19 protein-coding genes and 1 tRNA gene are annotated in these 23,736 nt (G+C 66.9%); 8 read left to right on the top strand and 12 right to left on the bottom strand.

Annotated features, from left to right (window positions below; all coding sequences use genetic code 11):
* Positions 1-10: 10 nt before the first annotated feature.
* Together murU and MHZ91_RS21790 are read right to left on the bottom strand one after the other, a co-directional pair.
* On the bottom strand, positions 11-697 hold the full coding sequence (gene murU / locus MHZ91_RS21795; protein WP_239215669.1) for an N-acetylmuramate alpha-1-phosphate uridylyltransferase MurU: 687 nt from the start codon (positions 695-697) through the stop codon (positions 11-13).
* Complete coding sequence (locus tag MHZ91_RS21790; protein WP_239215667.1) at positions 697-1,737, bottom strand: aminoglycoside phosphotransferase family protein; 1,041 nt, start codon at positions 1,735-1,737, stop codon at positions 697-699. The genes murU and MHZ91_RS21790 overlap by 1 nt, the downstream gene beginning before the upstream one ends.
* A gap of 168 nt (positions 1,738-1,905) precedes the next feature.
* Between MHZ91_RS21790 and MHZ91_RS21785 the strand changes: the two genes are divergently transcribed.
* Genes MHZ91_RS21785 through rsmA form a run of 3 tightly spaced genes read left to right on the top strand, consistent with a single transcriptional unit; the run spans position 1,906 to position 6,686 of the window.
* Positions 1,906-4,287, top strand: coding sequence for an LPS-assembly protein LptD (locus MHZ91_RS21785; RefSeq protein WP_239215665.1), 2,382 nt, complete (start codon positions 1,906-1,908; stop codon positions 4,285-4,287).
* A complete protein-coding gene (locus MHZ91_RS21780; protein ID WP_175123314.1) occupies positions 4,284-5,876 on the top strand; it encodes a peptidylprolyl isomerase in 1,593 nt (530 codons plus the stop codon). Before MHZ91_RS21785 ends, MHZ91_RS21780 begins: the two co-directional genes overlap by 4 nt.
* An 18-nt stretch (positions 5,877-5,894) precedes the next feature.
* On the top strand, positions 5,895-6,686 hold the full coding sequence (gene rsmA, locus MHZ91_RS21775; protein ID WP_175123313.1) for a 16S rRNA (adenine(1518)-N(6)/adenine(1519)-N(6))-dimethyltransferase RsmA: 792 nt from the start codon (positions 5,895-5,897) through the stop codon (positions 6,684-6,686).
* 118 nt (positions 6,687-6,804) lie between these two features.
* Here the strand turns inward: rsmA and MHZ91_RS21770 are convergent, their stop codons facing one another.
* A complete protein-coding gene (locus MHZ91_RS21770; protein WP_239215663.1) occupies positions 6,805-7,947 on the bottom strand; it encodes a glycerate kinase in 1,143 nt (380 codons plus the stop codon).
* A 106-nt stretch (positions 7,948-8,053) separates the two neighbouring features.
* On the opposite strand from MHZ91_RS21770, the gene pyk reads away from it, so the two are divergent.
* A complete protein-coding gene (pyk, locus tag MHZ91_RS21765) occupies positions 8,054-9,496 on the top strand; it encodes a pyruvate kinase (RefSeq protein ID WP_175123311.1) in 1,443 nt (480 codons plus the stop codon).
* Between the two features lie 55 nt (positions 9,497-9,551).
* On the opposite strand, the gene MHZ91_RS21760 is transcribed toward pyk, so the two are convergent.
* Positions 9,552-10,781, bottom strand: a complete 1,230-nt coding sequence (locus MHZ91_RS21760; RefSeq protein ID WP_175123310.1) for a nucleoside recognition domain-containing protein — start codon at positions 10,779-10,781, stop codon at positions 9,552-9,554.
* 143 nt (positions 10,782-10,924) lie between these two features.
* Between MHZ91_RS21760 and MHZ91_RS21755 the strand changes: the two genes are divergently transcribed.
* A complete protein-coding gene (locus tag MHZ91_RS21755; RefSeq protein ID WP_239215662.1) occupies positions 10,925-13,279 on the top strand; it encodes an acyl-CoA dehydrogenase in 2,355 nt (784 codons plus the stop codon).
* Here the strand turns inward: MHZ91_RS21755 and def are convergent.
* Genes def through glyQ form a run of 8 tightly spaced genes read right to left on the bottom strand, consistent with a single transcriptional unit; the run spans position 13,276 to position 20,751 of the window.
* Positions 13,276-13,809, bottom strand: coding sequence for a peptide deformylase (gene def / locus MHZ91_RS21750; protein WP_152383492.1), 534 nt, complete (start codon positions 13,807-13,809; stop codon positions 13,276-13,278). The two genes, MHZ91_RS21755 and def, sit on opposite strands and share 4 nt — an antisense overlap.
* A gap of 14 nt (positions 13,810-13,823) precedes the next feature.
* A complete protein-coding gene (gene gloA, locus MHZ91_RS21745; RefSeq protein ID WP_063955180.1) occupies positions 13,824-14,219 on the bottom strand; it encodes a lactoylglutathione lyase in 396 nt (131 codons plus the stop codon).
* Between the two features lie 11 nt (positions 14,220-14,230).
* Complete coding sequence (locus MHZ91_RS21740; RefSeq protein ID WP_239215661.1) at positions 14,231-15,373, bottom strand: 2-aminoethylphosphonate--pyruvate transaminase; 1,143 nt, start codon at positions 15,371-15,373, stop codon at positions 14,231-14,233.
* Positions 15,374-15,419: 46 nt separating this feature from the next.
* Positions 15,420-16,445: a M48 family metallopeptidase gene (locus MHZ91_RS21735; RefSeq protein WP_239215660.1), complete on the bottom strand. Its 1,026-nt coding sequence runs from the start codon at positions 16,443-16,445 to the stop codon at positions 15,420-15,422.
* Positions 16,432-17,160: a 1-acyl-sn-glycerol-3-phosphate acyltransferase gene (locus tag MHZ91_RS21730; RefSeq protein ID WP_175138872.1), complete on the bottom strand. Its 729-nt coding sequence runs from the start codon at positions 17,158-17,160 to the stop codon at positions 16,432-16,434. Before MHZ91_RS21730 ends, MHZ91_RS21735 begins: the two co-directional genes overlap by 14 nt.
* Before the next feature lie 4 nt (positions 17,161-17,164).
* Positions 17,165-17,704: a D-glycero-beta-D-manno-heptose 1,7-bisphosphate 7-phosphatase gene (gene gmhB, locus MHZ91_RS21725; protein WP_175123306.1), complete on the bottom strand. Its 540-nt coding sequence runs from the start codon at positions 17,702-17,704 to the stop codon at positions 17,165-17,167.
* Entirely contained in the window at positions 17,701-19,839 is a 2,139-nt protein-coding gene (gene glyS, locus MHZ91_RS21720) for a glycine--tRNA ligase subunit beta (protein ID WP_255810202.1), read from the bottom strand. Before glyS ends, gmhB begins: the two co-directional genes overlap by 4 nt.
* Positions 19,840-20,751, bottom strand: coding sequence for a glycine--tRNA ligase subunit alpha (gene glyQ, locus MHZ91_RS21715; protein ID WP_062683440.1), 912 nt, complete (start codon positions 20,749-20,751; stop codon positions 19,840-19,842).
* Between the two features lie 268 nt (positions 20,752-21,019).
* Here glyQ and MHZ91_RS21710 point away from each other — a divergent pair, with 268 nt between their 5' ends.
* The 3 genes from MHZ91_RS21710 (at position 21,020) to MHZ91_RS21700 (ending at position 23,569) form a co-directional block, all read left to right on the top strand.
* Positions 21,020-21,787 (top strand): crotonase/enoyl-CoA hydratase family protein, encoded by a 768-nt coding sequence (locus MHZ91_RS21710; RefSeq protein WP_056569111.1) that lies wholly within the window; start codon positions 21,020-21,022, stop codon positions 21,785-21,787.
* Between the two features lie 75 nt (positions 21,788-21,862).
* On the top strand, positions 21,863-23,386 hold the full coding sequence (locus tag MHZ91_RS21705) for a fumarate hydratase (RefSeq protein ID WP_239215659.1): 1,524 nt from the start codon (positions 21,863-21,865) through the stop codon (positions 23,384-23,386).
* A 111-nt stretch (positions 23,387-23,497) separates the two neighbouring features.
* Positions 23,498-23,569 (top strand) — tRNA-Trp (locus MHZ91_RS21700).
* Positions 23,570-23,736 lie beyond the last annotated feature (167 nt).

The following is a 23,736-nucleotide window of genomic DNA, read 5'->3' as shown; positions in this document are numbered from 1 at the left end:
GCTGCCCGAGTCAGGCAGCCGTGTCAGCCAGTTCCGCGTCCAGGTCGGCAAGCCGCTGCGGGGTGCCGACATCCGTCCATCGGCCCGCATGCCGGGCGCCGTGCACCTGGTCCTGGCCCATCGCCTGCCTGAGCAGCGGCGCCAGCGGCGCTGCTTCGCCGCGCGGGACGTCCGCGAACAACGAAGGATGGTAGACGCCCACGCCGGCAAAGGTCAAACGCGGCTCGCCGTGGGCCAGCACACGCCCATCAGCCGTCAGGACGAAGTCGCCGGCAGGATGATGCGCGGGGTTGTCCACCAAAAGCAGCCAGGCGCCGGCCCGCGCCACAAGGCTCGCGGCGTCTTGCGCGGCGGCCGGATCCCAGTCGCACCAGATGTCGCCGTTGATGACGAGGAAAGGGTCGTCGCCCAAGAGGGGGAGCGCCTGCGCAATGCCGCCGGCCGTTTCCAGCGCGGTGGCTTCGGCCGAATAGCGGATGCACACGCCATGCGCGGCGCCATCGCCCAGCCCGCGTTCGATCTCGAGGCCAAGCCAGGCATGGTTGATGACGATGTCGCGGATACCGGCCGCGGCCAGGCGTTTCAGGTGCCAGACGATCAGCGGCTTGCCGCCCACCGGCAGCATGGGCTTGGGCAGGCGGTCGGTCAGCGGGCGCATGCGTTCGCCGCGGCCCGCGGCGAGGATCATGGCGCGCATCAGAACGTGTATCCGACGCTGACCTGGCGGTCGTCCAGGCGATCCAGCAGGCGCAGGAGCGGCGTGAAGACGCCGTAGCGCTGCGCCACCTGGCGGACATAACCGTTCACGCGCGGCATGTGCGCCAGGTAGTGCGCCTTGCCGTCGCGGTGGTTCAGGCGCGCGAAGACACCCAGGATCCGCAGGTTGCGCTGCAGGCCCATCCATTCATAGGCGCGGTGGAATTCGGCGAAATCGGCGTCGACGGGCAGGCCGGCCGCGCGCGCCATTTCCCAGTAGCGGATCGCCCAGTCGAGCTGTTGCGGTTCTTCCCAGGTGGTCCGGGCGTCGGTCACCAGTGACGCCAGGTCGTAGGTGATGGGGCCGGCCAGCGCATCCTGGAAGTCGATGACCCCCGGGTTGGGGCCGTACTGCGGCTGGTCGCAGACCATCAGGTTGGGCGAATGGAAATCGCGGTGCACCAGCACGTGGGGCTGCCCGCCGTTGCTGGCCGACAGCAGGGTGAAGATCTTTTCCAGGGCATTGGCGGTCTTGTCGTCCAGCGTGACGCCGTGGTGCTTCTGCACGTACCACTCGGGGAACAGTTTCAGCTCGTCGGCCAAGCGCGCGCTGTCGTAGGTGCCCAGGCCGTCGGTCGAGGCCTTTTGCAGCTTGACCAGGGCGGCCAGCGCCTCGCGGTACAGCGTCTGCAACTGGGTGTCGTCCAGACCATCCTGGATGCGCTGATAGTAGGTTTGTTCGCCCAGGTCGGACAGCAGGAGCAGGCCCTGGTCCAGTTCCTGCGCCAGCACCGCCGGCACGTTCAGGCCGGCATCCGCCAGCAGCTTGTCCACGTGCAGGAAGGGGCGGCAGTCCTCGTGCTGGGGCGGGGCGTCCATGACAATCAGGGTGCGCGATCCGGCGTCCAGCCTGAAGTACCGGCGAAAGCTTGCGTCAGCCGACGCGGGGCGCAGCGTCTCCACGGCCAGGTTCAGGGCAGGGGGCAGGCCTTGCAGCCAGTTGCGCACCTGCGCCAAGCGGGGGTCGTGATCGTTTTTCAAGGAAGATCCGTGTCAGAAGGGCAAAATTGCGGAAATTTCGATTTGGCGAACATAAGGCTGGGCGTTGTTCGCGGCTTCTCTATAATACCGGCTCATTTCCGTCAGCATTGGCCCCCCGTGGGCGCCTTTGTCCGGCTCTCCCGTGGTCTAAAAGGGCTGTTTTCATTCGTGCGCAAGGTTCCGTGGTTGATCCTCTCTGTTGTCAGCGTCGCCGCCGGAGCCGCCCAGGCTCAAGGTAGCCCGGGCACCGCTGCTTCCGCGCCGTCGGTCACGTCAACCCCCCAGCTGCGCACGTCTCCGGGTCTGCGCATGCACCGGTTGCCCGACGAGAGCATTCCCGCTTTCATGGAAGCGGACACCATTTCGGGCGACCCCGACTACGAGCTCACGCTGTCCGGCAACGCGCAGGTGCGCCGCATCGACGGCGTGATCAAGGGCGACGAGATCAATTACCGCAAGGACACCGGCAAGGTCGACGTGCGCGGCAACGCCCGCATGATGCGCGACGGCACGCTGGTGACCGGCCCGAACGCCACGTTCAACGTGGACCGGTATTCCGGTGAAGTCGAAAAACCCAACTTCTGGCTGGGCGCCACGGGCGGCTTTGCCGTCGCCGACCACGCGGACATCTTCAGCAAGTCGCAGATGCGGCTGCACACGGTGACGTACAGCGGCTGCCCTTGCGAAAACCCGTCCTGGTACATCAAGGCCAATTCGGTCGATATCGACTTCGACGAAAACGAAGGCGTGGCCCGCGGCGGCGTGCTGTATTTCAAGGACGTGCCCATCCTCGCATCGCCTTACATGACCTTCCCGGTCAAGCGCGAGCGCAAGTCGGGCTTCCTGATTCCGACGTACGGCACGACCAGCCAGGGCGGCTTCGACATTTCGATCCCGTACTACTTCAACCTGGCGCCCAACTACGACTTGACGGTGCAGCCGCGCTACTTTTCCAAACGCGGCACCCAGCTGGGCGGCGAGTTCCGCTATCTGGGGTCGAGCTATCTGGGCACTTTGAACGGCACGTATTTGCCCGACGATCACGTGACAGGCGAAGATCGTTGGATGTATTGGTGGCGCCACCAGCAGACCTTCTCCCGCGGTTTTTACGCGGATTGGGATATCGCCAGGGTTTCCGACGATAACTACTTTCGAGATATTTCCCAGCTCGGCCTGAACCAGGCGTCCACAACGTACCTGCCTCAGCGCGGCCGCGTGGGCTGGGCCTCCGGTTACTGGAACACCTACGCTCAGGTTTATAAGTACCAGACGCTGCAGGATCCGGACGCTCCGCTGGTGCCGCCGTACGACAAGGAACCTGAACTCTATCTTCGGGGCGCTCGCTACGATTGGGGCGGCTTCGACGTCGATTGGACCTCGACTGCCGTACGCTTCAGCATGCCGGAATTTGGCGCCGCCAAGCGTTACCCTGACGGCGACCGGCTCCAGACGTATTTGACGGCGTCTTATCCCATAGTGCGGCCTGGCTGGTTCTTCACTCCCAAAGTTGGCGTCAATTACACCGACTACCAGACCAAATGGTATGGGGTGGACGCCCTCGGATTGAATAACGGCTCGGCGGCGGGCCTGCCCCGCTCGCAGTCGCGCACTGTCCCCATCATGTCCGTGGACGCCGGCCTCATCTTCGAGCGGGACACCACCCTGTTTGGCAAGGACTCCACGCAGACCCTCGAGCCGCGCCTTTATTACCTGCGCGTGCCGTATCGCAACCAGTCCACGCTTCCTGTCTACGACACGTCGCTGGCCGATTTCAGCTTCTCGCAGGCCTTCGAGGAAAACATCTACACCGGCGGCTGGGACCGAATCGCCAACGCCAACCAGCTCACCGCGGCGCTGACCACGCGTTGGCTGGATGCCGACACCGGCTTCGAGCGCATGTCGCTGGGCGTCGCCCAACGTCTGTACTTCGAGGACCAGGAAGTCACGCTGCCCGGCGAAACGCCGCGCGAGAACGTGCGCTCCGACTTCCTGGTGGGCGCCAGCGCGGCTCTGACCGATACGCTGTCCACCGACCTTGCAGCGCAATACAACCCCTACGACAACAACTGGTCGCGCGGGCTCGTGAGCGCGCGCTGGTCGCCGCAGCGTCTCACCACCGTTGCCCTGGCGTACCGTTACCAGCGCGATCCGCAGCAAGGCGTGCTCTACCAGCCCCAAGGCCAGAACCAGGTCAGCCTGGCGGTCCAGTGGCCGTTCAGCAAGCGCTGGTACGGCGTGGGCCGGGTGGACTACTCTTTGCGTTCAGGTCCGTCCAGCACGGTGGCCAACACGACGGAATCTCCCCGCGTGACGCAGGCCATTGCCGGCCTGGAGTACAAGGGCGACTGCTGCTGGGTGGGCCGCATGGTCTACCAGCGCTACGCCGTATCGGCGGCGGACACCAACTCCGCGCTGTTCTTCCAGCTTGAGCTCACGGGCCTGGGTTCCCTCGGAACCGACCCGATGAACCTGCTGAACAGAAGTATCCCCGGTTACACGCGCGTCACGCCGCCCGCGCAGGCCGGGACCACATTTGAAAGGTATGAATGATGCGTAGGTTGCACTCTTTGCGCCGCCTCTCCGGCAATGCGCTGCTGCTGGCCTTGTGCGCCGGCTTGCCCGCCGCTCATGCGGCCGAGCAGACCGCCCGCGGCGCGAACAGCGCCAAGGCCGCTCCGGCTGCGCAGAACAAGGAAGCGCCCGCGCCCAAGGGCGAGCAGTTCGTGGACGGCATTGCCGCGATCGTCGACAAGGATGTGATCACGCTGCGCGAACTGCGCGACGCTTCCCAGCGCATCGCAGGCGAACTCAAATCGCGTGGCATCCAGGTGCCGGACGACCAGACGCTGCAACACCAGGTGCTGCAGCGTCTCATCATGGAACGCGTGCAGCGCCACGAAGCCGACCGCCTCGGCATCCGCGTGGATGACGCCCAGATCGATACGGCCATCCAGGCCATCGCCGCGCGCAACAAGATCACCGTGGCGCAACTGCGCCAGGAGCTCGAGAAGGCCGGCACGTCCTGGGACGGTTACCGCAAGTCGCTGCGTGACGAGATACGCTCGGATCGCCTGCGTCAGCGCGCGGTCGATTCGACCATCGTCATCTCCGACGCTGAAGTCGACGCCTTCCTGAAGGACCAACGCCGCAACCCGGCTTTCGGCGCGGCTCCCCCGCAGGCCCAGCAACCGCAACCCCAGGCGCAACCGCAGCCCGCGCCCGAGCAGGCCGCCGCGCCCGCCGGTCCCATGCTGTACGCGCTGGCGCAGATTCTGGTGCGCGTGCCCGAAGGCTCGTCGCCGGAACAATTGGCGCTGCTGCGCAAGAAGGCCGAAGGCCTGCTGGCGCAAGCCAAGCGCGGCGACGACTTCGCCAGCCTTGCCGCGGCGGCGTCCGACGGTCCCGAGGCACTGCAGGGCGGCGTCATGGGCGTGCGTCCGCTGGACGGCTGGCCCGACCTCTTCGTCAAGGCCATCAGCAACCTGCAGAAGGGCCAGGTCAGCCAGCTCATCCAGAGCGGCAACGGTTTCCACATCATCAAGGTGATGGACCGCGGCACCGCCCAGCCCGCGCCCAGCCGCACGGCTCGCGCGCCGGCGCCCCAAGCCGCTCCGCAACCGGCTCCGCAGCCGGCCGCGCGCGCGCAGGCGCCGCAGGGTCCCACGCAGGTCGTTCAAACGCGCGCGCGCCACATCCTGATCAAGACGTCGACCGTCATGAGCGATGAACTGGCCCGCCAGCGCCTGGAGCAGGTTCGCCAGCGTCTGGTGAACGGCAGCGCCAAGTTTGAGGAAATGGCGCGCCAGTATTCGCAGGACGCCACCGCGCCGCAAGGCGGCGAACTCGGCTGGCTGAACCCGGGTGAAACCGTGCCGACGTTCGAGGCCGCGATGAACGCGCTGCAACCTGGCGAAATCAGCCAACCCGTGCAGACGCCGTTCGGTTGGCACCTGATCGAGGTCGAAGAACGCCGCGATCACGATGCGACCGACGATCTGGCCCGCATGCGCGCCCGCCAGACGCTGTTCGAGCGCCGTGCCCAACCGGCCTTTGAAGACTGGCTCGAGCAACTGCGTGCGCAGGCGTACGTCGACAACCGCCTCGAAAAGCAGCAGAAGATCCAGCAGAACAACCGCTAAACGCATTACGGGCTTTTCATGTCTCAACACCAGGCGCGCAAGCGCTTTGGCCAGAACTTCCTGACCGACGACAGCGTCGTCGAGTCCATCGTCCGGGCGGTTGCGCCCGCCCGCGACGATGCCGTGGTCGAAATCGGCCCAGGCCTGTCCGCGCTGACGCGGCCGCTGCTCGAGCGCCTGGACCATCTCACCGCTGTCGAAATCGACCGCGATCTGGCCGCCCGCCTGCGCAAGCAGTTCGAGGCTTCGCGCCTGACGGTCGTCGAGGCCGACGCGCTGACGGTGGATTTCTCGCAGTTCGGCGGCGCGCTGCGCGTTGTGGGCAACCTGCCCTACAACATCTCCAGCCCGTTGCTGTTCCACCTGATGACGTGGGCCGATCACATCCGCGACCAGCATTTCATGCTGCAGCGCGAAGTGATCGACCGCATGGTGGCCAAGCCCGGCTCCGGCGATTTCAGCCGCTTGTCCGTGATGCTGCAGTCGCGCTATCGCATGCACAAGCTGTTCGACGTGCCGCCCGAGGCCTTTGATCCGCCGCCCAAGGTGGTGTCGGCCATCGTGCGCATGGTGCCCTTGCCGGCGGACCGCCTGCGGCCCATCAGCGAGCGCGCATTCGAAACCGTCGTGGCGCGCGCCTTTTCGCAGCGCCGCAAGATGCTGCGTCGGGTGCTGGCTGACTGGGCGCCGCAAGTGCCCTGGGAGGCGCTTGAAATTGCGCCCACCGCGCGCGCCGAGGATATTTCGGTGGACCGCTACATCCGCCTGTCGGATGCGCTGGTCGAAGCCGGGGTGTTGGCGCGCGATTGACGTCCTTTCGGAATGGCAAGGCAATGCAAAAAGGCCCCTCGGGGCTTTTTTGCTTTTCCACGCTGCGGCGGGGCGGCAACGTCGCCGGCATGCACGGCGAGGGCGGCCGGCTGCCGGATCACAGCATGCGTTTCTGCGCCGCCATCCACAGCTGCATCACGTCCCGCGCCCGGTCGGTCAGCAGGCGCTCGGCGTCCACCAGAGCCTGCTGCAACGTGATGGGGCCTGGGGCCAGACTGAATGCGGCGCTGATGCCGCAGGTGTGCAGGGCCTCGTAGCCTTCTCCCAGCGAACCGGCCAGCGCCACGACGGGTACGCCCGCGCGCTGCGCAATCCTGGCGACGCCGGCGGGCGTCTTGCCCCGCAGGGTCTGTGCGTCCATCCGGCCTTCGCCGGTGAAAACCAGCGTTGCGCCTTCCATCGCGTCGGCCAGGCCACCCAGTTCCGCGACGATTTCGACCCCGGGGCGGAAGTGCGCATTGAGAAACGCCTTGGCGGCAAAACCAAGGCCGCCCGCAGCGCCGGCGCCGGGCGCATCGCGGTGATCCGCGTTCAGATGCCGGGCGCAGACGTCGGCAAAGTGGGCCAGCATCGTGTCCAGCTTCTGCACCTGTTCCGGCGTCGCGCCTTTCTGCGGACCGAAGACATGCGAGGCGCCCTGCGGACCGCACAAGGGGTTGTCGACGTCGGAGGCGATGTCGATGCGGACGTGCGCCAGCCGCGGGTCCAGGCCGCGAGTGTCGATCGAGGCAAGCTGCCCCAGCGCGCCGCCGCCCGGCGGCAGGCTGTTGCCGCCCGCGTCCAGCAGGCGCAGGCCCAGCGCCGTCAGCATGCCGGCGCCCGCGTCGTTGGTGGCCGATCCGCCAAGGCCGAGGATGATGCGCGTGGCGCCCGCGTCCAGTGCCGCGCGCATCAGTTCGCCCACGCCGTGGCTGCTGGCGCGCATCGGGTCGCGCTTTGCCGGTGCAATCAATTCAAGCCCCGCCGCAGCGGCCATCTCGATGATGGCGGTGCCGTCTTCCAGCAGTCCCCAGACGGCATCGACCTTGTGCCCGAGCGCGTCGTTGACCGCGATCTGCCGTTCCTTGCCGCCGGTGGCCGCGAGGACGGCTTCGACGGTGCCTTCGCCGCCGTCGGCCATTGGGACGCAAACCGTATGCGCGCCGGGAAAGGCTGCCTTGACGCCGCGCGCAATGGCTGCGGCCGCATCCGGCGCGGAAACGCTTTCTTTGAACGAGTCGGGAGCGATGACGATTTTCACGGGTGTCGTTGGGCGCGTTGAGGGTCGGAAATGTCACCCATGATACCCGTGGCAACGCGGCCGGCGTACCATAGCGCTTTCGTTGTTTTTGCGAGAGTGGACCGCCATGCCTGTATTGCGCCGCACCAAAATTGTCGCCACCCTGGGACCCTCGACCTCGTCGCCCGAACGCATCGACGCGATGATTCGCGCCGGGCTGGACGTGGCGCGGCTGAACTTCTCGCACGGCAGCGCGGACGATCACCGCGAACGCGCGCGCATGGTGCGCGAGATCGCCGCCAAGCAAGGCCGCTACGTCGCCATCATGGGCGACCTGCAGGGTCCCAAGATCCGCATCGCACGCTTTGTCGACAAGCTGGTGCATCTGCAGGTGGGCCAGCCGTTCACGCTGTCGCGCGTGCATCCCAAGGACGCGGGTACTGCCAGCATCGTGGGCATCGATTACCCCGAACTCGTCACCGACTGCCGCGTGGGCGACGAGCTGCTGCTCGATGACGGCCGCGTCGTGCTGGTCGTCGACCGCGTCGAAGGCGACGAGGTCCACACCACCGTCACGGTGGGCGGCCCGCTGTCCAACAACAAGGGCATCAACCGCCGCGGCGGCGGCCTGTCGGCGCCCAGCCTCACTGACAAGGACCGCGTCGACATCAAGCTGGCCGCTGAAATGGAACTGGACTACGTGGCCGTGTCGTTCCCGCGCTATGGCAGCGACATCGACGAGGCCCGCACCCTGCTTGCCGCCGCCGGCAGTCAGGCGTGGATCATCGCCAAGATCGAACGCGCGGAAGCCGTGGCCGACGACGAAGCCCTGGACGCGCTGATCCGCGCCAGCGACGGCGTCATGGTGGCGCGCGGCGACCTGGGCGTGGAAGTGGGCGACGCCGAACTCGTGGGCATCCAGAAGCGCATCATCCAGCACGCGCGCACGCTGAACAAGGTCGTCATCACCGCCACGCAGATGATGGAGTCGATGATCTCCAGCCCCATGCCGACCCGTGCCGAAGTCTCCGACGTGGCGAACGCAGTGCTGGACTACACCGATGCCGTCATGCTGTCGGCCGAAAGCGCGTCGGGCCAGTACCCGGTGGAAACCGTGCAGGCCATGGCCCGAGTGTGCCTCGGCGCCGAAAAGCACCCCACCTCGACCAAATCGCACCATCGCGTGGGCGAAACCTTCACGCGCTGCGACGAGACCATCGCGCTGGCGGCCATGTATGCGGCCAACCATTTCCCCGGCGTGAAAGCCGTCATCGCGTTGACCGAAAGCGGCCATACGCCGCTCATCATGTCGCGCATCCGTTCAGGCGTGCCGATCTACTGCTACAGCCCGCACAGTGTGACGCAGAACCGCGTAACCATGTTCCGCGGGGTGTACACGATTCCGTTCTCGCCGTCGGACTACGATCCCGCGGACCTGTCCAACGCCGCCATCGACGAACTGCGCAAGCGCAATCTGGTGCAGACGGGCGACTGGGTCATCCTGACCAAGGGCGATTTCTACCGCGACAGCGGCGGCACCAACGGGATGAAGATCCTGCTGGTGGATTGAAGCGGACGCGTTGCGGCGCGGCGCGGGCGTGAATGCCGGCCGCCGCGCCCTGCGGTCAACCAAAGAACCAGTAGCAGACGCCGATCGCGGCCAGCACGCCGGCCAGGTCGGCGATCAGCGCGCAGCCCACTGCATGGCGGGCGCGCAGGATCCCTACCGATCCGAAATACACCGCCAGCACGTAGAACGTGGTCTCGGTGCTGCCTTGCACCACCGCAGCCAGCAGCGCCGGGAAACTGTCGACGCCAAAATGCGTCATGGTTTCCAGCATCATCGCGCGCGCCGCACTGCCCGAGAACGGCTTGACCAGCGCGGTGGGCAGCGCGTCCACGAACCGCGTGTCCCAGTTGGCCTGCGCGGCCACCCAGCGGATGCCGTCCAACAGGAAGTCCAGCGCGCCCGACGCGCGCAGCACGCCCACCGCGCAAAGCATCGCCACCAGATAGGGCAGCAGGCTCTTGGCGATGTCGAATCCTTCCTTCGCGCCCTCAATGAAGGCCTCGTACACGGGCACCTTTTTCCAGGCGCCCACGATCAGAAACGCCAGCAGAATGCCGAACAGCGTCAGGTTGCCCATCAGCGAGGACAGCGAGGAGATAGCGGCCGCCGACATGCTGGCCAGCAGCGCCATGAACCCGCCCAGCACCAACGCGGCGCCGCCCAGCCACAGCATGATGACGGGATCGGCCAGGCGCAGGCGCTGGCACAGCGCCACCGCCAGAAAGCCCGCCAGTGTGGACGCGCTGGTGGCCAGCAGGATGGGCAGAAATACCAGCGTGGGATCGGGCGCGCCCTGTTGCGCGCGGAACATGAACAGCGTGACGGGCAAGAGCGTCAGCGACGACGCATTGAGCACCAGGAAAAGGATCTGCGCATTGGTGGCGGTGTCGGGCTTGGGGTTGAGCGATTGCAGCTCGCGCATGGCGCGCAGGCCGATGGGCGTGGCGGCGTTGTCCAGCCCGAGGCCATTGGCCGCAAAGTTCAGCGTGATGAGGCCGATGGCCGGATGATTGCGCGGCACCTCGGGCATCAGACGCGCGAACAGCGGTCCCAGCAACCGCGCCAGCTTTTCGACGAGGCCCGCGCCTTCGGCGATGCGCAGGAAACCAAGCCACAGCGTCAGCGTGCCAAACAGCAGCACCATCACTTCCACGGACACGCGCGCCATGTCGAACAGGCTGGCGACCATCTGGCGAAAGACCTCGGGATCTCCGATGACCAGCCAGCGGTACAACGCGGCCGCGGCAGCGGTAAGAAAGAAGCCAAGCCAGAGTTTGTTCAGCATGCGGACGTGCCCGGACAGCGGTTGATTGCGCATCAGCGCGGCGACGCTCATTGTCGCAGAGTCGGTAAGCCGCAGCTTGGCCGCACGGCGCCAATTCTGGTACTTTGCCCCGATACGTCTTGTAGCGAACCACAGGGGGACCCATGGATTTCAACGCCTGGCGCCGGCGCCGCATTTCGGAACCCGCATACCGCTGGGCCCGCAATGCATTGCCGGCCATGTCGGCCACCGAACGCGAAGCCATCGAAGCCGGCGACAGCTGGTGGGACGCCGACCTGTTCACGGGCAACCCCGACTGGCGCAAGCTCCTCGCCGTGCCGCCCGCGACGTTGACGTCCGATGAGCAACGATTCATCGACGGTCCCGTGAGGCAGCTTTGCGGCATGCTGGACGAATGGGACATCTCTTGGAACCGCCGCGATCTGCCGCCGCAGGTCTGGGAGTTCCTGAAGGCGCAGCGCTTCTTCGGCATGATCATTCCGCGGCGCCATGGCGGCCTGGGCTTTTCGCCGTACGCGCACTCCGAGGTCGTGCGCCGCATTTCCGCCTATTCCATCACCGCCGGCGTCACGGTCATGGTGCCGAATTCGCTGGGACCCGGTGAGCTGCTCATGCAGTTCGGCACGCAGGCGCAGCGCGATTACTGGCTGCCGCGGCTGGCCGACGGCCGTGAAGTCCCGTGCTTCGGCCTGACCAGTCCCGAAGCCGGATCGGACGCGGCTTCTATGGTCGATACCGGCGTCGTGTGCCGCCAGGTCGTGGACGGCCGAGAGCTCATCGGCATCCGGCTCAACTGGCACAAGCGCTACATCACGCTGGGGCCGGTGGCCACCGTGCTGGGGCTGGCGTTCAAGATGTCGGACCCCGACGGCATCCTGGGCGGCGCCAAGGACATCGGCATTTCCGTGGCGCTGGTCCCCACGGATGCGCCCGGCGTCGACATCGGCCGCCGCCACCTGCCTGCGATGCAGGTCTTCCAGAACGGGCCCAACTCGGGGCGCGACGTCTTCGTGCCGCTGGATGCGCTGATCGGCGGCGTGGAGCGCGCCGGGCAGGGCTGGCAGATGCTGATGAGCGCGCTGGCCGCCGGACGCGGCATTTCGCTGCCGTCGCTGTCGGCCGCCGCCGCGGCGATGTGCGCGCACACCACTGGCATGTACGCCAGGGTGCGCGAGCAGTTCGGCATACCGATCGGCAAATTTGAAGGCGTGCAGGAGCGGCTGGCCAGCCTGGCCGGCAACGCCTATCTGGTCGAGGCCGCGCGCCGCCTGACCTGCGCCGCGCTCAACCAGGGCGTCAAGCCCGCGGTCGTGTCCGGCATCATGAAATACCACGCCACCGAGCGCATGCGCACGTCGGTGAACGACGCGATGGACGTGCACGCGGGCCGCGCCGTCATGGACGGTCCCAGCAATTACCTCGGCTCGCTGTACCGCGCCGTGCCCATCGCGATCACGGTCGAGGGCGCCAACATCCTCACGCGTAATCTGATCATCTTCGGGCAAGGCGCCATCCGCGCCCATCCCTACCTGATGCCGGAGATCCTGGCGCTGGGCAATCCCGACGAGGAACGCGGCATCGAGGTCTTTCACGATGTCTTCTGGCGCCATCTGCGCCACGCGGGCATGAACACGCTGCGCGCGATTGGCCGCGCCTGGACGGGCGGCATGCTGGCGCCCGCGCCGGCCTCGGGACCGGTGGCAGGCCATTACCGGAGGCTGGGCCGGTATGCGTCGGGCTTTGCGCTGCTGGCGGACGCCACGCTGGCGCAATTGGGCGGCGGCCTGAAGCGCCGCGAAATGATCTCAGCCCGGCTGGGCGACATCCTGTCCGAACTCTATCTGCTGTCCGCCGTGCTCAAACGCTGGGAAGACGAAGGCCGCAAGCACGATGACCTGCCGCTGGTGCGGTGGTGCATGGCGCAAGGCTACGCCAGCATCGAGAAAAGCATGGATCAGGTGCTGCGCAACTTGCCGGTCAAGGCGCTGTCGTGGGGCCTTCGGGCGGCCATTCTGCCCTTGCGGCTGGCCAAGGGCCCGGACGACGCGCTCACGCGCGAATGCGCCGAGCTGCTGCTCAAGCCGTCGCCCACGCATGTGCGGCTGGCGGCCGACCTGCAGCGCGAGCCCGGCGATGATCCGTTGGGCCTGTTGACCCGCGCCTTCGCGCTGGCCGACGCGGTGCAACCGATCCGCGACCGTCTGCGGCAGTCCAACGTGCGCGACTGGCGCGAGGCCCATCGGCGCGGGGCGATCACGGACGCGCAGGCGGCGCAGCTCGAAGCCGCGGAAGCGACCGTGCTGAAGGTATTGCAGGTGGATGATTTTGCGCCGGAGGCGCTGACGCCGCAGGGCGAAGGGGCGCCGGTTCGAGTGCAGGAGCAGGAGCAGCCGGAACCGCAGCAACCGGAACCGCCGCAGCAACCGCCGCAATCACCGCAACCGCCGCAACAGGAGAACGAGCCCCCCGCTGCGGCAAAACCCGCCGATAACCCCTAGTCGTCCTGGTTCGGGTCCATGCCCGGAAACAGGATTTCAGTGAAGCCGAACTTCGTGAAATCCTGGATCCGGGACGGATACAGGCGCCCGATCAGGTGATCGCACTCGTGTTGCACGACGCGCGCATGAAAGCCCTCGGCTTCCCGTTCGATCAGCTGGCCGTACGGATCGCGGCCGCTGTAGCGGATGTGGCGGTAGCGCGGCACCAGGCCGCGCAGGCCGGGCACCGACAGGCAGCCTTCCCAGCCGTCTTCCATCTCGTCCGACAGCGGCGTGATGACCGGATTGCACAGGATCGTCTGCGGCACCGGCGGCGCGTCGGGATAGCGGTCGTTGCGGTCGAAACCGAAGATCACCAGTTGCAGGTCCACGCCGATCTGCGGCGCGGCCAGGCCCACGCCCTGCGCGGCCGCCATGGTCTCGAACATGTCGTCGATCAGGGCGTGCAGCTCAGGGGTGTCAAAACGATCCACGGGCGGCGCCACGCGCAGCAGCCGCGGGTCGCCCATTTTCAGGATGGGATGGATCATGGCCGGTGTCCGGGTCAGTCCTGGCGGTCTTTCTTCTGGATGAACTCGATCTTGTAGCCGTCGGGATCTTCCACGAAGGCAATGACCGTCTTGCCGTGCTTCATGGGGCCGGCTTCGCGGGTGACCTTGCCGCCGCGTTCCTTGACCTTGTCACAGGCTTCGTAGGCGTTGTCGACTTCGAGCGCGATGTGGCCGTAGCCGTTGCCCAGGTCGTACTTGTCGGTGTCCCAATTGTGGGTCAGTTCGATGACGGCGCCATCGACCTCGTCCTGATAGCCCACGAAGGCCAGCGTGAACTTGCCGTCCGGGTAGTCGTTGCGGCGCAGAAGGCGCATGCCAAGCACGTTGGTGTAGAAGTCGATGGACTTGTCCAGGTTGCCGACGCGCAGCATGGTGTGGAGCAGACGCATGGGAAGTTTCCTTAAGCGGTGAGGGGTTGGGGGAACAGCCGGGCATTTCCGGCGTGTTCGCGGGAGATTCCGATGTCGCGCAGCGCGCCGCCCATGGCGTCGACCGCCTGCCGCATCTGACTGGCGCCAAAGGCGCCGATGCAGCCGACCCGGAACGTGGGTTCTTCGGTGTTGGTGAAGTTGCTGATCACATACCCGCGCTGCTTGAGCGCATCCACGAAGAGCTGCAGGTGCCAGGTCGGGGCGTCCGGCGCGCGGACGTTGACGACGATGGGGCCTTGCAGCTCGGGCGGCAGGTATGGGGTCAGGCCAAGATCGATCACGCCATCATAGAGCGCGCGCATATTGGCGGTGTAGCGCGCCTGCCGCGCCTCGCGGCCTTCCTGGCGGAACAGTTCCAGCGCCACGGCCAGCGCCGCCAGCGTGGGCGCCGCGGGCGTGAAGCGGGGCCCGGCGTTGGGCGCGAGCGTGTGCTGATAGATGTCCGCCAGGTCGAGCGACCAGCTTCCGGCGTTGCCGCGCGCGGCGTCCAGGCTGTCGCGGCGCGCGACGACGAAGGCGGCGCCGGGCAGGCCTTCCAGGCATTTGTTCGCGGTCAGCACCACGGCGTCGACCGCGGGCAGGGCCCGCAGTTCGAGCGGCAGGGCGCCAAAGGCGGACACCGCGTCCACGATCACGCGGCGTCCCAGCGCATGGGCGATGCGCGCCAGATGAGGCACGTCGTGGCAGATGCCGCTGCCGGTTTCGCTGTAGACCAGCGCCAGGTGCGTGAGCGTCGGGTCGCGTTCCAGCGCGTCGGCAACCGCTTGCGGATCCACGCGCTCGGTCGTGCCCACCGCAAGCGGCACGGCGACGCGGCCGGCCTCGCCGGCCAGCTTCTGCAGACGGGCCGCATAGGCGCCGGTGGACGGCGCCAGCACGCGGCCGCCGGGCGGCACGAAAGTCCGGATGGCGGCTTCGACCGCGAAATGGCCGCAGCCGGGTAGCGCCAGCGCCACGTGTTCGTCCGCGCCGGCCTGCGCAATGGCCAGCACGCCGTCGCAGACCTGCCGGTACAGGGTTCGGAAATCGTTGTCCCACGGCGCGTAGTCCTGCGCCATGGCGGCCTTCACCCGCGCATCGGTCGTGACCGGGCCCGGAATCAGCAGCAACATTTCGATTCTCCTTGGAGCGCGATAGACGCTGGTGTGCCCCGGCGCCTCAGAACTGAGGCAGCGAGGCGGGATCGTGACGCCGCAGGATGTTCTTGGCGTCTTCGAAGTCGGGCAGGATCTGGCCCACTTCGCGCCAGAAGTCCTGACTGTGGTTCATCTCGCGCAAATGGGCAAGCTCGTGCGCGATGACGTAATCGATGATGGCGGGGGCGAAATGGATCAGGCGCCAGTTCAGCATGATGTTGCCGTCGCTGGTGCAGGAGCCCCAGCGGGTGGCGGCCGACGACAGGCGCCAGCGGCGTATCTTCAACCCGCTGATCTGCAGGAAGTGGGCCAGCCGCGTGCCGAACCAGGCGCCCGCGCGCTGTTGCAGCCAGGCTTGCGCCGCATCGCGGATGCGGCCCTGGTCGGCATTGGATGGCAGCGCCAGCCACAGCGTTTCGCCATCCTGCGGCGCATCGGCGTCGCCGGACAGATTGGCCTGGCGGCTGTCGCCGCCCACGCCGATGATGATGCGGCGGCCCAGATACGGAAGTTCGCCGCCTGCCTGCCAGCGCGTGTGCGCCATCGCAAGCTGCTGCTTGCGGGCATGCCATTCACGCAGCTTGGTCAGGATCCAGCGGGATTTCTCGCGCACCGCATCGTCGATCTGCGTCAGCGTCACCCAGTTGGGCGCGGTGACGCGCAGGCCGTCGTCGGTGATGACGAAGCCGATGCTGCGCCGCCGTGAGCGCAGCAGCACGAAACCGATGGGTTGCTGTTCGGTGGGCACCTCGCGCCAGCGCGCGCCGGGCGGCAGCGGGTCGGGGCAGGGCGTGGGCACACGTGAGGCGGCGTTGGGCGAGAGCGTCAGCAGCGGCTCGCCGGTGGCGGCGGGCGTCTTGGCGGCATCGGGAAACAGGTTGGCGGGCGTGACGGGCCGGGGAGTGTCAGGACGGTGAGCCTGGGGCCCGGCGGACGGCGCCCGGGGGGCGGCCGTCGGCGTCGGCACGGCGATCAACGGCGGCGCGCCCGCGGGCGCGTCGTCTTCCTGCGTACCAAACAGGAGTTCTAGCTGATCAGTGCTGGGCATACCTTTCGGGGTTGAGACGCCGCATTTCCCCTTCGATCCAGTCCTGAACCTTCTGGTTCAGTTCTTCGGGGGTAAGACCCTTGGATTCTATCGCGGGACCGATCGACAGGGTGACCATGCCGGGATACTTGACGAAAGCGTTGCGGCGCCAGCATTCGCCGGCGTTGTGCGCCACGGGAATGACCACGGCGCCGGTGCGCGACGCGAGCAGCGCACCGCCCATCTTGAAACGCCCGGCCTGGCCCGGCGGCACGCGCGTGCCTTCGGGAAACAGCAGCGGCCAGCGGCCTTCGTTCAAACGGGTCTGGCCTTGTTTGACCACCTGTTCGAAGGCGTCGCGGCCCTTGGCGCGGTCAATGGCGATCATGCGCAAGAGCGCCAGGCCCCAGCCGAAGAACGGCACCATGTGCAGTTCTTTCTTGTAAACGAAGCAAACTTCGCGCGGCATGTAGGCCGGGAAGAACAGGGTTTCCCAGGCCGACTGGTGCTTGGACAGCAGCACCGCGGGGCCGTCGGGCAGGTTTTCCCAGCCCTTGACCTGCCAGCGGATGCCGCAGAAGACCTTGGCGCCCCAGATGGCCAGGCGGGGCCAGCCCACCGTGAGCTTGTAGCGCCAGTGCAGCGGCAGCGGCGCCCACAGGATGCAGGCGAAGGCGTATGGGATGACCGTGACGGCCAGGAACACGAAATACAGGAAGGAACGAAGCCGGGCCATCGGGTCACGCGTCCTGCAGCAGGGCGTCGGCCACGGCCGACAGGTCGTTGCAGACGCGCGTGTTGTCCGGCAGTCCGCCCTTGGCTTGGGTCTTGGCGCCGTTGCCCGTCAGCACCAGCCACGGCGAGCACCCGGCGGCCGACGAGGCCTGCAGGTCGCGCAGCGAATCGCCCACGGCCGGGACACCGGCCAGATCGATGTCGTAGCGATGACCGATCTGCTCGAACATGCCGGGACGCGGCTTGCGGCAGGTGCAGTCGTCGTCGGGGCCGTGCGGGCACATGAAGATGGCATCGACGCTGCCGCCTACCGCGGCGAGCTCGCGTCGCATCTTGGTGTGGATGGCCGTCAGCGTGTCCATGTCGAACAGGCCGCGCGCCAAGCCCGATTGGTTGGTGGCAACCACCACCTTCCAGCCGGCCTGCGTGAGGCGCGCGATGGCCTGCAGGCTGCCCGGCAGCGCGATCCATTCGTCGGGCGTCTTGACGAAGGCGTCGCTGTCCTGATTGATGACGCCGTCGCGGTCGAGGATGATGAGCTTCACTGGGCGAGCCTGGAAATGTCGGCGACCTGGTTCATCAGGCCATGCAGTTGGGCCAGGAGGGCGAGCCGGTTGGCGCGCACGGCCGGGTCCTCGGCCATGACCATGACGTCGGCAAAGAACGCGTCGACCGGTTCGCGGGCCTGGGCCAGCGTGGACAGGCTGCCGGCGAAGTCGCCGTCGGCAAGCTGCGCCTCGGCCTTGGGACGCAAGGCGGCCACGGCGGTGGCCAGGGCCTTTTCGGCCGGCTCCACCAGCGCGGCGTCGTTCACCGCGCCGATCTCGCCTTCGGCCTTCTTGAGCAGGTTGCCGATGCGCTTGTTGGCGGCGGCCAGGCTGGCGGCCTCGGGCAGCTGCGCAAACGCGGCGGCGGCGCGCACGCGCTCGGCCACCTGGTGCAGCGGCGGGGTCAGCGCGATCACGGCCTCGACCGCGTTGCGGTCGAAGTCGTTGATGAGCTGATTGCGATAGCGCTCATAAATGAAGGTGCGGACCTCGGCCAGCGTGTCGCCCGGAATCTTGTCCGCCGGGAACGTGCCGGCGGCCAGCTGCAGCAGGCCGTCCAGCGTCAGCGGACCGTTCTGGCTGATCTTCAGCCAGCCGCCCGCGGCCAGTTGTTCGAAGGCGCTGATCAGGCCCAACGCGGCGCGGCGCAGGCCGAAGGGGTCGCGTTCGCCGGTGGGGGCCAGGCCGATGGCCCAGATGCCGACCAGCGTTTCGACGCGTTCGGCGATGAACAGCGTGGCGGCGGTCAGGGTGTCCTGCGACACCGGTGCGTCGTAGCGGTTGCGGTACTGCGTGCGCAGGGCTTCGACGACGCTGGCGGGTTCGCCGTCGCCAGCGGCGTAGTACGCGCCCATGATGCCTTGCAGCTCGGGGAATTCACCGACCATGTTCGAACCGAGGTCGGCCTTGGCCAGCATGGCGGCGCGGTCGGCGGCGGACACGTCGCCGCCCAGCTCGCCGGCGATGCCGCGGGCGATGGCGCGCACGCGCTCGACGCGCTCGAGCTGGGTGCCCAGCTTGTTGTGATAGACGATGGAGCCCAACTGTTCGACACGCGCGGCCAGCGGCGTCTTGCGGTCGGTTTCAAAGAAGAACTGCGCGTCGGCCAGACGGGGGCGCACCACGCGCTGGTTGCCTTCGACGATGTTCACCGGGTTGTCCGTGCGCATGTTGCTCACGATCAGGAAGCGGTGCGTGAGACGGCCCGTTGCCGGGTCGAACAACGGGAAGTATTTCTGGTTCAGCCGCATGGTCAGGATCAGGCATTCCTGCGGCACCTGCAGGAACTGTTCCTCGAACTGGCCCACGTAGACGGTGGGGTGTTCGACCAGCGCGGTCACTTCATCCAGCAGGGCGGCCACTTCGGGGTCGTCGCCCAGCGTGGCGGACAGGCGGGTCGCTTCTTCTTGTAACTGGCGCTGGATCTCGGCGCGGCGCGCCTCGAACGACGCCACGACGTGGCCCTTTTCCGCCAGCGCGGCAACGTAGGCGTCGGCATCGGCGATAACCACGGCGCCTTCGCTCATGAAGCGGTGGCCCAGGGTTTCGCGGCCGGCGGCCAGGCCCAGCGCCGACACCGGCACCACGTCCGCGCCGAACAGGGCGATCAGGCCGTGCGCCGGGCGCACGAACTTGACGGTGGAGACGCCGTCGGCCAATTGGTAACGCATCACCTTGGGGATGGGCAGGCCGTCGATGGCGGCTTCGATGCCTTCCTGCAGGCCGGCGGCCAGTTGCGCACCCGCGGCCGTGCCGCGCGCCACCAGGTAGTCCTGCTTGCCGTCGGATTCACGGTCCAGCGTGGCGAGGTCGATGTTTTCAAGGCCCTTGGCGGCCAGCTTCTTTTGCAGTGCAGGCGTGGCCTTGCCGTCTTCGGTCAGGCCGATCTTCACGGGCATCAGCTTTTCGGCATAGGCCTGGTCGGGCGCCTGCGCCAGCACGGCGGACAGGTGGACGGCCAGGCGGCGCGGCGTCGAGTACGGCGTCACGGCGCAGCCTTCGGCCAGCAGGCCGTGGCGGTCCAGCGTGGCGCGCACGCCTTCGGCAAAGGCCTGGCCCAGCTTCTGCAGGGCCTTGGGCGGGAGTTCTTCGGTCAGCAGTTCGACCAGCAGCGGGCGGATGTTCGTCGTCATTTATGCAGCCTCCCCGGCGGCCTTGTCGCGGCCCAGCATGGGAAAGCCCAGTCGTTCGCGGGAATCGTAGTAGGCCTGCGCGACGGCGCGCGACAGGTTGCGGATGCGGCCGATGTAGGCGGCGCGCTCGGTCACGCTGATCGCGCCGCGCGCGTCCAGCATGTTGAAGGTGTGCGCGGCTTTCAGCGCGGCCTCGTAGGCCGGCAGCGCCAGCGGCACGTCCATCAGGCGCTTGGCCTCGGCTTCGTAGTCGTTGAAATGCGCAAACAGCATCTCGGCCGACGAGTGTTCGAAGTTGTAGGTGGATTGCTCGACTTCGTTCTGGTGGAACACGTCGCGGTACAGCACGCGGTTGCCGTTGGCGCCTTCCGTCCAGACCAGGTCGTACACGCTTTGCACGTCCTGCAGGTACATGGCCAGGCGTTCCAGGCCGTAGGTGATTTCACCGGTGGTGGGCGTGCAGTCCAGGCCGCCGACCTGCTGGAAATACGTGAACTGCGTCACTTCCATGCCGTTCAGCCAGACTTCCCAGCCCAGGCCCCAGGCGCCGAGCGTGGGGTTTTCCCAGTCGTCCTCGACGAAGCGGATGTCGTGCTGCGTAGGATCGATGCCCAGCGCCTTCAGCGAACCGATATACAGATCCAGGATTTCCGGGGGCGCGGGCTTGAGCACGACCTGGTACTGGTAATAGTGCTGCAGGCGGTTGGGGTTCTCGCCGTAGCGGCCATCCTTCGGGCGGCGGGACGGCTGCACATAGGCGGCGCGCCAGGGCTCCGGGCCGATCGCGCGCAGGAACGTGGCCGTGTGCGAGGTGCCGGCGCCGACTTCCATGTCGTAGGGCTGCAGCAGGGCGCAACCCTGTTTGTCCCAGTATTCCTGGAGCGTAAGGATGATTTGCTGAAAGGTGAGCATAGGATTCTTGGAATTCGGCCGCCGGGCAAAAACTGCCCTGCGCGTGGGAAACCCGGCATTTTAACTGGCCTGCGGCCGCAGCGGTCCCCGGTGGGGCCGTAGCCGTTACATCTGAGGCTGAGGGCGTCCCCGAATGTGCCCCTGGTGGACACGCGCCGGCCTTTGCCTGCGCCCGCAAACCAATGGTCGTATGATTCCGGGTTGAGCCTGAGTCTTATATAAAACCCGGAACCCGATTCCGAGAAATTCGCGAAAAAGGAGCAGTCCCATGTCTGACCTGATCACGGTGGAAGTCACCGACGGCATCCAGATCATCACGATCAACCGTCCCGAGGCCAAGAACGCCATCAACCTGGAAACCGCCGTGGCCATGGCCGCCGCGCTGGACCAGCTGGACAGCCGTGACGACGTGCGCATCGGCATCCTGACGGGTGGCGGCGGCACATTCTCGTCGGGCATGGACCTGAAGGCATTCGCCGCGTCCGGCCAGCGTCCTTACGTCGAAGGCCGCGGTTTTGCCGGCCTGAACGAACGCCCGCCCAAGAAGCCGCTGATCGCCGCCGTCGAGGGCTACGCCCTGGCGGGCGGTTGCGAAATGGCGCTGGCTTCCGACCTGATCGTGGCCGCCAGCAACGCCAAGTTCGGCCTGCCCGAGGTCAAGCGCGGCCTGGTGGCTGGCGCCGGCGGCCTCCTGCGCCTGCCGCGCCGCCTGCCGTACCACATCGCCATGGAAGTCATCCTGACCGGCGAAATGCTGAGCGCCGAACGCGCCCACGCCTTCGGCCTGGTCAACCGCCTGACCGAACCGGGCGGCGCCCTGGCCGGCGCGCTGGAACTGGCCCGCGCCATCGTCGAGAACGGCCCGCTGGCCGTCCAGACCGCCAAGAGCATCGTCGCGCAAGGCGGCGACTGGGACCAGGAAGGCATGTTCGACCGCCAGCGCCCGCTAATCGCGCACATCTTCACTTCCGCTGACGCCAAGGAAGGCGCCACCGCCTTCGCCGAGAAGCGCAAGCCGGTGTGGCAAGGCAAATAGGGCGTCCAATACTTTCACCTCGCGGCCGCTAGCCGGCCGCGTTTCACGTTTCCCCCTCCAGACCTGCAAATCGCCATGTCCGTCATCATTAAAGAAGAAGACTTGATCCAGTCGATAGCCGATGGCATCCAGTTCATCAGCTATTACCACCCCGTCGATTACATCCGCCACCTGGCGCGCGCCTACGAGCGCGAGGAAAGCCCGGCCGCGCGCGATGCGATGGCGCAGATCCTGACCAACTCGCGCATGTGCGCCGAGGGCAAGCGTCCGCTGTGCCAGGACACCGGCATCGTCAACGTCTTCCTGAAGATCGGCATGAGCGTGCGCTTTGACACCAAGCGCACCCTGCAGGAGCTCTGTGACGAAGGTGTGCGCCGCGGCTATCTGAATCCGGACAATCCGCTGCGCGCCTCCGTGCTGGACGACCCGCTCTTCGCGCGCAAGAACACGCGCGACAACACGCCCTGTATCCTGCACGTCGAGCTTGTCCAGGGTGACAAGGTCGACGTGCAGATCGCCTCGAAGGGTGGCGGTTCCGAGAACAAGACCAAGTTCGCCATGCTGAACCCCAGCGATTCGCTGGTGGACTGGGTGCTCAAGACCGTTCCGTCGATGGGCGCCGGCTGGTGCCCGCCCGGCATGCTGGGCATCGGCGTTGGCGGCACGGCCGAAAAGGCCATGCTGATGGCCAAGCAGTCGCTGATGGAAGACATCGACATGTATGAACTGCTGGCCCGCGGCCCGCAGAACAAGCTGGAAGAGCTGCGCATCGAGATCTACGAAAAGGTCAACGCGCTGGGCATCGGCGCCCAGGGCCTGGGCGGCCTGACGACCGTGCTGGACGTCAAGATCAGCACCTTCCCGACGCACGCGGCCTCCAAGCCCGTCGCCATGATCCCGAACTGTGCGGCCACGCGCCACGCGCACTTCGAGCTGGACGGCTCGGGCCCCGCGCGCCTGGATCCGCCGTCGCTGTCCGAATGGCCCGAAGTGCACTGGGCGCCGGACTACAACAAGTCCAAGCAGGTCGACCTGAACACGCTGACCAAGGAAGAAGTCGCCAGCTGGAAGCCGGGCCAGACCCTGCTGCTGTCGGGCAAGATGCTCACCGGCCGCGACGCCGCGCACAAGCGCATCCAGGACATGCTGGCCAAGGGCGAACCGCTGCCCGTGGACTTCACCAACCGCGTCATCTACTACGTGGGTCCGGTGGATCCGGTGGGCGATGAAGTGGTCGGCCCGGCAGGCCCCACCACCGCCACGCGCATGGACAAGTTCACGGACATGATGCTCGAGAAGACGGGCCTGATCTCGATGATCGGCAAGTCCGAGCGCGGCCCCGTCGCGATCGAGGCCATCAAGAAGCACGGCTCGGCCTACCTGATGGCCGTCGGCGGCGCTGCCTACCTGGTGTCCAAGGCGATCCGCGGCGCCAAGGTGCTGGGCTTTGCGGACCTGGGCATGGAAGCCATCTATGAGTTCGACGTGAAGGACATGCCGGTGACGGTGGCGGTCGACGCTCAGGGCACCTCGGTCCACACGACCGGCCCGAAGGAATGGCAGGCCAAGATCGGCAAGATCCCGGTTGCCGTTGCCTGAACGCCTTGACTGCATGAAGTCCGAATTGGCCGCTGACATCAGCGGCCAATTTTTTTGACGGATTTTTTGCCGGGTGCGCGGCGCAATCGATGTATATACTCCGTCCGTCGTTCCGGGATAGTTCAGCGGCAGAACATTCGGCTCCAGTCCGGATAGGCGCTGGTTCGAATCCAGCTCCCGGATCCCTTCCTCTTTTCCAAGCGACGCAGCATGGATGACGCGCCGGATGCGCACGGGGCGGGTGGCGGCTATGCCGCGGCCATGCTCGCCAAAGCCTTCCTGACCCTCGAGACCCACCCGGACCCCGCCGTGCGCGAGCGCGCGGCCGTGCGCGTCGAACGCTGGCGCCA

Source organism: Achromobacter sp. ACRQX, assembly GCF_022346505.1.
GTDB lineage: Bacteria > Pseudomonadota > Gammaproteobacteria > Burkholderiales > Burkholderiaceae_B > Achromobacter > Achromobacter animicus.
Note: the sequence above shows the minus strand (reverse complement) of the source record. Positions and strands in the feature narration are given on the sequence as shown.